This window comes from Gramella sp. MAR_2010_147, assembly GCF_900105135.1.
Classification (GTDB): domain Bacteria; phylum Bacteroidota; class Bacteroidia; order Flavobacteriales; family Flavobacteriaceae; genus Christiangramia.
This window is the reverse complement of sequence record NZ_LT629741.1, coordinates 2,691,452-2,702,500: the sequence shown is the minus strand read 5'-3', so window position 1 is coordinate 2,702,500 and position 11,049 is coordinate 2,691,452. Positions and strand designations below refer to the sequence as shown.

3 protein-coding genes, 2 tRNA genes and 2 rRNA genes (1 of these 7 running past the window's edge) are annotated in these 11,049 nt (G+C 39.8%); all 7 read right to left on the bottom strand.

The genetic code is table 11. The features are described 5' to 3' along the window. Positions 1 to 1,393 (bottom strand): 23S ribosomal RNA (locus tag BLT95_RS12180) (it extends 1,441 nt beyond the left edge of the window). A 229-nt stretch (positions 1,394 to 1,622) separates the two neighbouring features. Then, positions 1,623 to 1,696 (bottom strand) — tRNA-Ala (locus BLT95_RS12175). A gap of 129 nt (positions 1,697 to 1,825) precedes the next feature. Next, a tRNA-Ile gene (locus tag BLT95_RS12170) sits at positions 1,826 to 1,899 on the bottom strand. Between the two features lie 178 nt (positions 1,900 to 2,077). Continuing rightward, positions 2,078 to 3,607, bottom strand: a 16S ribosomal RNA gene (locus BLT95_RS12165). The 16S and 23S rRNA genes sit together here with 2 tRNA genes alongside, the layout of an rRNA operon. Positions 3,608 to 4,376: 769 nt before the next feature. Beyond that, positions 4,377 to 6,275 (bottom strand): putative porin, encoded by a 1,899-nt coding sequence (locus BLT95_RS12160; protein ID WP_089666440.1) that lies wholly within the window; start codon positions 6,273 to 6,275, stop codon positions 4,377 to 4,379. A gap of 116 nt (positions 6,276 to 6,391) precedes the next feature. Then, a complete protein-coding gene (locus BLT95_RS12155; RefSeq protein ID WP_089666439.1) occupies positions 6,392 to 7,822 on the bottom strand; it encodes a SusD/RagB family nutrient-binding outer membrane lipoprotein in 1,431 nt (476 codons plus the stop codon). 9 nt (positions 7,823 to 7,831) lie between these two features. Then, positions 7,832 to 10,999 carry a SusC/RagA family TonB-linked outer membrane protein gene (locus tag BLT95_RS12150; RefSeq protein ID WP_089666438.1) on the bottom strand — a complete coding sequence of 1,056 codons (3,168 nt, stop codon included), beginning with the start codon at positions 10,997 to 10,999 and terminating at the stop codon, positions 7,832 to 7,834. Positions 11,000 to 11,049: the final 50 nt, after the last annotated feature.

The following is an 11,049-nucleotide window of genomic DNA, read 5'->3' as shown; positions in this document are numbered from 1 at the left end:
CTTTCGGGTTCGCCTTAGGTCCCGACTAACCCTCAGCTGATTAGCATAGCTGAGGAAACCTTAGTCTTTCGGTGTGCGGGTTTCTCGCCCGCATTATCGTTACTTATGCCTACATTTTCTTTTGTAACCAATCCAGCAAGCCTCGCGACTCACCTTCATCTCTGTTACAATGCTCCCCTACCACTATAGTAAACTATAGTCCATAGCTTCGGTAATATGTTTATGCCCGATTATTATCCATGCCGAACCGCTCGACTAGTGAGCTGTTACGCACTCTTTAAATGAATGGCTGCTTCCAAGCCAACATCCTAGCTGTCTGGGCAGTTCAACCGCGTTTCTTCAACTTAACATATATTTTGGGACCTTAGCTGATGGTCTGGGTTCTTTCCCTCTCGGACATGGACCTTAGCACCCATGCCCTCACTGATATGAATCATTTTATAGCATTCGGAGTTTGTCAGGAATTGGTAGGCGGTGAAGCCCCCGCATCCAATCAGTAGCTCTACCTCTATAAAACTATCTATATCGCTGCACCTAAATGCATTTCGGGGAGTACGAGCTATTTCCGAGTTTGATTGGCCTTTCACCCCTACCCTCAGGTCATCCCAAGACTTTTCAACGTCAACGGGTTCGGTCCTCCACTATGTGTTACCACAGCTTCAACCTGCCCAAGGGTAGATCACACGGTTTCGCGTCTACCACTACCAACTAAAGCGCCCTATTCAGACTCGCTTTCGCTACGGCTCCACAGCTGAACTGCTTAACCTTGCTGGCAACGGTAACTCGTAGGCTCATTATGCAAAAGGCACGCCGTCACCCCACGAAGGGGCTCCGACCGCTTGTAAGCGTATGGTTTCAGGATCTATTTCACTCCCTTGTTCAGGGTTCTTTTCACCTTTCCCTCACGGTACTGGTTCACTATCGGTCTCTCAGGAGTATTTAGCCTTGGCGGATGGTCCCGCCGGATTCATACAGGGTTTCACGTGCCCCGCACTACTCAGGATACCACTATGTTTTATACGAAGTTTCCTATACCGGGCTGTCACCGTCTATGGCCAAGCTTTCCAACTTGTTCTAATTCCTTGTACAAACAATATTGTGGTCCTACAACCCCAATAAGTCCGTAAACTCATTGGTTTGGGCTACTGCGCGTTCGCTCGCCGCTACTAGCGCAATCACTATTGTTTTCTCTTCCTCCGGGTACTTAGATGTTTCAGTTCTCCGGGTTTGCCTCCTTGCGGATACTATACCTTCAGTATAGTGGGTTGCCCCATTCGGATATTCGCGGATCAATTTGTATGTGCCAATCCCCACGACTTTTCGCAGCTTATCACGTCCTTCTTCGCCTCTGAGAGCCTAGGCATTCCCCATACGCCCTTATCTAGCTTGTATGCGCTTTGCTTAATGCTCTAATCCATTCTGATTGCTCAGAACAGAAGTATTATAATGTATTACTTATATTAAATATTTCTATCTAATAGTGTTCTCGTATTCTTTGTTTCTCAATATGTCAATGAACTTTTTTCCTGTCTAACAATAAAACTTCGATGATCCTACAAACTAAAAAACTTATGTTTCCTGGTTGTTTGTAAAAACTATTCCCGTTTTATCTCTAGGAATCGTGGAGAATATCGGAGTCGAACCGATGACCTCCTGCGTGCAAGGCAGGCGCTCTAGCCAGCTGAGCTAATCCCCCATTATTTCAGTGATCAGTTAACAGTTATTAGTTAACAGTACTTATAACGGCTACTCAACCTCTAAAATTTCCTTTAGTTATTTCAAATGAACGTCTTTATAAACCTGATGGCTTACTTTAATTAAAAAGTAGTCTCAGGCAGACTCGAACTGCCGACCTCTACATTATCAGTGTAGCGCTCTAACCAGCTGAGCTATGAGACTGTCCATAAATAGACACTAGTCTTTAGACTCTAAACATTAGAAGTGTATCTTCTAATATCTCACATCTTAGATCTCATATCTATTTTTAATCGAATTGACGATAAGAATCAAGACCAAATTGGCCTTAGCTGAACTTCCCTTACTAATTGTCGCTTGTCACTAGGTGACAAAGCTCTAGAAAGGAGGTGTTCCAGCCGCACCTTCCGGTACGGCTACCTTGTTACGACTTAGCCCCAGTTACCAGTTTTACCCTAGGCCGCTCCTTACGGTGACGGACTTCAGGTACCCCCAGCTTCCATGGCTTGACGGGCGGTGTGTACAAGGCCCGGGAACGTATTCACCGCATCATGGCTGATATGCGATTACTAGCGATTCCAGCTTCACGCAGTCGAGTTGCAGACTGCGATCCGAACTGTGATAGGGTTTGAAGATTCGCATCCCCTCGCGGGGTAGCTGCCCTCTGTCCCTACCATTGTAGCACGTGTGTGGCCCAGGACGTAAGGGCCGTGATGATTTGACGTCATCCCCACCTTCCTCGCGGTTTGCACCGGCAGTCTGGCTAGAGTTCCCGACATGACTCGCTGGCAACTAACCACAGGGGTTGCGCTCGTTATAGGACTTAACCTGACACCTCACGGCACGAGCTGACGACAACCATGCAGCACCTTGCAATCTGTCCGAAGAAAAGTCTGTTTCCAGACCTGTCAGACTGCATTTAAGCCCTGGTAAGGTTCCTCGCGTATCATCGAATTAAACCACATGCTCCACCGCTTGTGCGGGCCCCCGTCAATTCCTTTGAGTTTCATTCTTGCGAACGTACTCCCCAGGTGGGTTACTTATCACTTTCGCTTAACCACCCAGCCCTCAATTAGGCCGGACAGCTAGTAACCATCGTTTACGGCGTAGACTACCAGGGTATCTAATCCTGTTCGCTACCTACGCTTTCGTCCCTCAGCGTCAATATATTATTAGTGATCTGCCTTCGCAATAGGTGTTCTGAGTAATATCTATGCATTTCACCGCTACACTACTCATTCCAACCACTTCATAATAATTCAAGAATAACAGTATCAATGGCAATTCTACAGTTAAGCTGCAGACTTTCACCACTGACTTATTACTCCGCCTACGGACCCTTTAAACCCAATGATTCCGGATAACGCTTGGACCCTCCGTATTACCGCGGCTGCTGGCACGGAGTTAGCCGGTCCTTATTCATACGGTACCGTCAAGCATCTACACGTAGATGTGGTTCTTCCCGTATAAAAGCAGTTTACAACCCATAGGGCCGTCTTCCTGCACGCGGCATGGCTGGATCAGAGTTGCCTCCATTGTCCAATATTCCTCACTGCTGCCTCCCGTAGGAGTCTGGTCCGTGTCTCAGTACCAGTGTGGGGGATCTCCCTCTCAGGACCCCTACCTATCGCCGTCTTGGTAAGCCGTTACCTTACCAACTAACTAATAGGACGCATACTCATCTTTAAGCCATAAATGTTTAATGTAATCCTCAGGTGAGGTCTACATACTATGAGGTATTAATCCACGTTTCCATGGGCTATTCCCCGCTTAAAGGCAGATTGTATACGCGTTACGCACCCGTGCGCCGGTCGTCATCAGAAAAGCAAGCTTTCCTATGTTACCCCTCGACTTGCATGTGTTAGGCCTGCCGCTAGCGTTCATCCTGAGCCAGGATCAAACTCTTCATCGTTAAATCTTATATATATTCAACAACTACTAAAGAAATTGCTCAGTATGACTTTTTCTAGTCTTAATTCTTATACACTTGATCATAAAGTATCGCTACTCTACAATCCTTGTCAATTCAATATATCAATGAACTTGTCAATTATCAATTAGCAGGTATCAATTAACAATCCTAAAATTGCCAGATGATCATTGCTTATTGTGTATTGATCATTGTCTTAGTTAAAACCCGAGGATTTGAACCCCTTTAAATTACGCCCCGTCCGGCGGTTTCTCTTAATATCATTCTGTAATTATGAACGTTTGCTCTCTCTCAAAGCGGGTGCAAATATACAACGCTTTTTATTTACCAACCAAAACTTTTTTGATAAAAATTTTAGTTTCTTTTTAAAGCTTTCAGCAGCACTTTAATAACTCCCTTTTCTTCTAATGAACATCGCTTCATCTCCAAAGCGGGTGCAAATATAAAACGACTTTTACTCTCCAACCAAATAAAAAATCATCTTTTTTTATTTAATCCGCAAGGCCGTTTCTTGCCGTATACCCCATTCTCATTACTGTCAGTGAACTTATCGCTCCATCGTTAAGCGGCTGCAAATATACAGTCGTTTTTTGATTGCACAAGAGGTTTTTCACTAATTAATCATTTTTATTCAATATTCACAAAAAAGACTATTAAAAGATGAAAAAATCAGTTTTAATCGATTCAAAAAGAATTATCCACTAATATCTCCCTAATAAAGGGAGAATTCAGCAATAAAACATCTGGAAATTTAGAGAAAAAGATTCCAGGTTAAACCAAATCTGACTAAAAAATCGGTGTATGGATAGCCAGGTGCCGTGAAGTTATTGTTTGAATCTATAAGATCATTAAGATTTTGAAGCTTAAAGAATATCCTTGCTTTATCAACTTTTGCATTGAAAAAATAATCTACCACAGGAAATCCACCGAGTTTTTGAGAATTCTGAACATAAAATTCAGCTAAAACCGGATCATACGCATCCATTTCATACTCTGAGAAATATTTAAATGTGAATCCTGTTTGGAGATATAAGGCCTTATCAAACCAGAAATCTTTATAATATATAGAGTTCCTGGTCACAAACTCAGGTAAATTCAACACATCCAGACCTTCGAGAACATTTTGATACATAACAGTATTATAGGAGCCAAATAATCCGAAGTCAAATTCTTTCTCAGCTTTTAATTTCAAATAACGCACTTGGGATTCTGCCTGAAAAGGTTTTATACTGCCAGCCTCATCTAAAGAGAAGTAACTATAATTCTCAATTTGAGACAAACTACCAGACACATCAAAAAACTTTTTAGACCTAAAATCAGCAAAAAGCCGTTGTGAAATTTCATTGTCTAAATCATTTTGCCAGTTGTAATCAACATAATCACTTTGATAGAGTATGAAATTAAAATTTGGGGCCGTACTATTCTGATTAATTCCAAAACGAATAGAATTTTCCCTATCAAACCTATAAGAAGCCGCTGCTGCAATATAGTTACCCGAGAATTCATCAGATAGATTCAACCTGGCATCTGCCTCAATCTCAAAACCACCAATTTTCTTTTTATAAGCACCAACCACATGTAACAAATTACCATTAATGCGATTCCCGATAGTATCATCAGGTTTTATAAAAACAGAATTGTACCCATAATCATAATTTGTATGGCCTGCGCCAAATGACAACTGCCCCAAAAGATTGTTGGCGTATTTTACTGAAACTTCATTGAATAGTTTTTCCATTCTGGTTTCATCTTTCAAATTACTGGATTCAAAAGACTCGCCAAATATTCCGTTTGCGGCTGCATCCTGATTAAACTCGTATTTCTTGTAACTGAAATCAAAGACGTGATTTACACTTAACATATTTGTTGAATCTGTGACCTTCGTCAATATATATTCATGGTCCAGAAAAAAGCGCTTACCATATAGAATATTTTCAGCATTCTCAAAGTTCACAGAAAGTACTGATCTATCATCAAATTCTGGCTCCTTCCTTATGTACTGAGCAATAGCCAGGCTATCTAAACCGCCGTTCTCCTCATTTAAAAGATCTTGAGAAGCAAAATGTGCCTTTGCACGATACTTCCTGTTATCTGAATCATAACTAAACCCTATCCGCAAATTGCCCGCACTCGTTAAAATATGTTGATATCGCCCAAGAGCTCTTGTTCCCTTATAAGCAATAAATAAGTTTAGATTTTCTGAAGTATTCACAGTAAAGAGGGCATCTAGCTGCTGGCCCTGCTCAGGAACCGTTTTAAAGTAAAGGTCTGTTAAGGGGGTAGGTACATGAAAATAATCAACATCTTCAACTTCCATAAAAGCAAAATGTTTCCCTCTTGCACCAAGCTCAGGAAAGGTTTTTTTATAATCCTTTCTCAGACTTAAACTATTATAGGTCTGACCGGTGTTAGAGAAAGGGAGCAATTCAAAATTATCCTTTCGCAGATAATTGAATTTATAATCTTTTATAATGGTTAATGTGGTATCCAGATATGTTGTATCATTTTTTACAGAAATGATCTTGTAATCTTCTATTGGCGGCATACTATCCTTTTTCTTCGAAGTTGCCATCCTATCTATTTCATCAGAATCCTGGCTCCACCCCTGAAAAGAACTTATTAAAATAAGGAAAAAAAGAATTTTTCTCATGTACATAAAGACTATACCAGCAAAAGTATAATAATTAACGAAAGATAACTGAAGTTTATTAAAACAAAAAAACCACCCGAAATGGGTGGTTTTTTGAAAACTTATAATTTCAAATTCTAGTTCTCAAACCACATTGGTGTAGCCAATGCTTCTGGGTTTGGTGCATTAGGATTCGAAGTTAGTTCACTAACAGGATATTGGTATCTTCTAATAATATCTGTTAAAACTGCATTCTCAGGAAGTACGAAATCTGGAGTTTTAGTTCTTCTCCAATGTGTCCATGCTTCAACTCCTCTAGTAAATAAAGCAACATATTGCTCAACATAAAGTTGCTCAAAAGCTTTATCTTCGCTTAGGCTACTAATATCACCTCTAGCTGAAAGATAAGCCTGCTTATCTTCTTCTGAAATTTCTCCTGGCTGACCATCATAAGAATCTAATGAAGCCTCAAGACCATCTCTATAGAATTCCTGGGCATCGCCTGAAATATATCCCTTTAAAGCTGCTTCTGCTAAAAAGAAATAAGTTTCAGCTGCAGTAGCATATCTGTCTTCAAGGTCTGGACGAAGAATATTCAAGCTAACTGCAGAAATATCATCAGAACTAACACGTCCAGGAGTTTCTCCAACATATCCACCAGCCTCTACTTCATCGAAGTAGGTCATTCTCCTAGGATCATTATTATTATTCATAATATCTATCAATGTGGTTGCCCCAAAGAAAAACACATTTGTTCCTCCAGCAAATAAATCAATAGTTCTCCATAATGGATTTTCATTACCAATATTCTCACTGTAATTAAGATATGCATTCTGAGCATTATCCATAATCAAAGGCTGGTTTGCAACCTCCTGAATCTGTGGAGCTACAGAAGGATCTACATTAGCAATTAACATCAAAGTCTTAAGCTTTAATGAATTCGCAAATCTAATCCAGTTATCTTTATTTCCATTATAAATAAGATCGCCACTGCTAATAATATCAGTGTCATCAGCCAAAAGACTTACTCCTTCGTCTAATCTATCTACAATTCCTCTCAAAACCATTTCCTGAGAATCAAAGTTAGGATTTGGGAATGCATCTACCTGAGTAGCTTCAGAAAATGGAATATCACCAAAAACCTGAGTCAAATTCAAGAAAACAAATGCCTCATAAATTTTTGCCTGTCCAATTATGTTAGACGCTTCAGGATTGTTTTTGTTTGTAAGTTCCCTCATTTGTTGAAGGTTTCTCAATGCAGTAGAATATTGTCCTACCCAAACGTTATTGGTAGTGTTAGGACTGATAATATATCTTTCAGGATTTAAAAACACACCGGCAGAACCACTACTGGCCCACTGTTGTGCCTGATTATTCACCGCATTAAGTTCTACTGTTCTATTCTGTGAAAGTCCTACCATTGCAGTAGGAAACAGCAAACTAGGATCAACCTCAGTAGCAGCCAATGGATCGCTATTGATATCCAAGTCATCGGTACAGCTGGTAGTGGCTAGCGTGAAACTAGCCAGTACAACCACTGCAATTTTATTTAAATTTATTCTTTTCATTGTCAAACTTTAAAAATTAATACTAACATTCATTCCTACACTTCTTGTAGAAGGTACTCCACCTCTTTCAATTCCCTGAAGATCACTTGATGCTCCACCAAGAGACGCTTCCGGATCAATATGAGGAACATCTGAGTTAAATATTGCAAGGTTTCTTGCCTGAGCACCTACTCTAACGCCTTTTACAAAAGTTCCTGTTAAGAATTCACTTGGAAATGTATAAGTTAAACTCAACTCTCTCCACTTAATAAAAGTAGCATCAAATACGTTCCCTTCTACAATACTTGCATTGGCGTAATTTGTCCAATAATCCTGAGCACTTGTTTCTATGGTATTAGGAACAACATTTCCGCTTTCATCCATCATAAATGCTTCTGAATCCACGATTGGAGCTCTTCCATTAGCCGCAGTCTCAGCCGCCAGACCATCTCTTCTCAGTTGCCCTACAGTATTAGAAAATAATTTACCACCTTCTCTATAATCAAAAGTCGTGGTTAAAGCGAATCCTTTATATCTCCATGTAGAAGTTAGTCCCATAATATAATCTGGGAAAATTTCACCTAAATTATCTGGAGCTCCCACTTGTCTATTTCCGTTCTCATTCACTAAAATTTGATCTTCAATAGGCTCTCCATCTTCATCTAAAGCTCTTTCAAATCTTGGACCATATAATTGAAGACTTTCTCCCTCAACAGCTCTAACTGCAATACCATTAAAACCTGTTGCAAGGTTAAGTGCTGGAAGATCTCCAAGATCATCCACATTAAATTGGTTGCTAGTAAAGTTATAGTTTAAATCCCAAGAGAAATCATCAGTTTGTAAAACTCTTGCTCCAACTTCTAATTCTACACCTTCATTACTTACTGCTCCAATATTTGTCAAGAAAGAGCTAAACCCTGAAGTTTGAGGAGTAGGTAAAAAGATAATCTGATCTGTTGTAGTATTCTTGTAATAAGTAGCATCTATAGTTACTCGATTTCTAAAGAATCCAAATTCAATACCAAATTCGTAGTTTTCCTGATTCTCTGGTTTCAGATTTTGATTTGTGATAGAACTATCTGAACCAAAAGCCAGGTTTCCGTTGAATGGATATGTTCCACCAGTTCCGAACTGTCCGAAGAAGCTCGTTAATGGATTAAATGTAAAATCTAAAAGATAAGGACTTGTATCTACACCTACGTTTGCCCAGCTACCTCTAACTTTTAAGTAGTTAAGTACGTTACTATCAAAATTAAGAGCATCACTAAGCACCACACTCGCTGATACAGATGGATAGAAGAAACTTCTGTTATTAGCAGGCAGTGTAGAAGACCAGTCGTTTCTACCAGTAGCATTTAAGAAAGCCCAACCTTTATAATCAAAAGTGATATCTCCAAACACCCCATGAATTCTTCTATCAGAAAAAGCCTTGAAAGGAGAATTATTATCAGCATTACCTGGATCAAGAAGACCAGGAACTGTTAATCCTGTAGCGACATTACCAGTTCTATTTAGAACTCTTTGGTTCCACTGAGTACCCGCGCGAGCTTGTATATTAAAATCGTCACTTATAATCCAGTCATAAGAAGCAATAAAATCTAAAGTAAGCTCTCTTTGTTGAATGAAATCATCACGATAGCTACCGTTAAATCTTCCCAAAGTACCAATACTGTTTTTAGTAAGTCTTTGATCTGTATATGAATCATATCCAGCTCTACCTAAGAAATTAAGTTTTTCAATTGGTTCAAATTCAATTTGAGCACTACCAAAGAATCTTTCTACCGTAGTTTCGGCTGCATTCCTTCTAGCAATAAAATAAGGGTTGTTTGTTTGTAACCCAACCGGGTTTAACTGATTACCCATTTCATCGATATCTGGATCAAACAATCCAATGTCTGTAGTTCTTGGAAGACCATTTACGATGTTGGTAAGTACATTAGGGTCGTTTGCACCCGCTGCTGCAGTACCTTGAGTATTTGTTCTAACGTAGTTAAAATTTAATCTTGACTTTAGAGTCTCTGATAATTGAGAACCTGCGTTCACCCCTAAATTCAACCTATTTAATGCTGAATTTGGAATAATACCTTCCTGAGTTGTTTGAGACAAACTCAATCTATAGTCATCCTCACCACCTTCAGAAGCACCAGAAACATTAAACGAGTTAATATTCGTTAAACCTGTCTCATAAAAACCTTCAACATTGTTAGGATATATTTCAAACGGCACAACCTCCCCGGCTACATTCGTATAAGTCTGCCCGGAAACATCATTAATGTTTGGCCCCCATCCTGGTAAACCAGCAGCAGCACCATCAGCATTAATCGGAATTTCAGGATCAACTGTTAACTCACCCTGATCACCAAAAACATAAGAGTTCTGGAAATCTGGTAATTTTAAAGGATCATCAAATCTTACCGAAGAACTCGCCTGGAAAGATGCAGCTCTTCCAGCCTTACCTTTCTTGGTAGTAATTACGATCACACCTCCAGATGCTCTAGAACCATAAAGTGCAGCGGCAGACGCTCCTTTTAGCACTGTAACACTTGCAATATCATCAGGGTTAATATCCTGAGCTCTGTTTCCAAAGTCAAAACCTCCTGTAATTCTAGATCCAGAGGCAATGTTAGAGTTTGAAATTGGCACACCATCTACTACGAATAAAGGCTGAACATCTCCACTTAAAGAAGATATACCTCTAATTGTAATCCTGGTAGAACCCCCAACGTTACCACTCTGATTCTGAATTAAAACACCCGAAGATTTCGCCTGTAAAGCATTTAGAACGTTAGTTTCCCTAACCTCATTCAACTCTTCAGACTTTACAGTAGAGACTCCATAACCGAGAGACTTTTCTGATCTTTCAATACCTAGAGCAGTCACAACAACTTCATCTAATTGAGCCGAGTCAACTGTCATTTCAACATTTACAGTATTACTTGCCCCTACGCGATACTCAGCCTGCATCATACCAACAAAAGAAAAAACTAAAGTTTCTCCTTCATCGACTTGTATAGAATAATTTCCATCGAAATCAGACTGTGTACCAGAACTAGTACCTTTAATAATAACATTAACACCAGGAAGAGGCAAACCTTGATCGTCTACCACCGTTCCTGTAACGGTCTTTTCCTGTGCAAAACCAATTTGCACCACTAACACCAGTAAAAGTGTTAGAAATCCATGTAATCTTTTTTTCATTATTTCGTTAAATTTGAATTAGCCTGCGCCAAAAATCATAATAAATTATT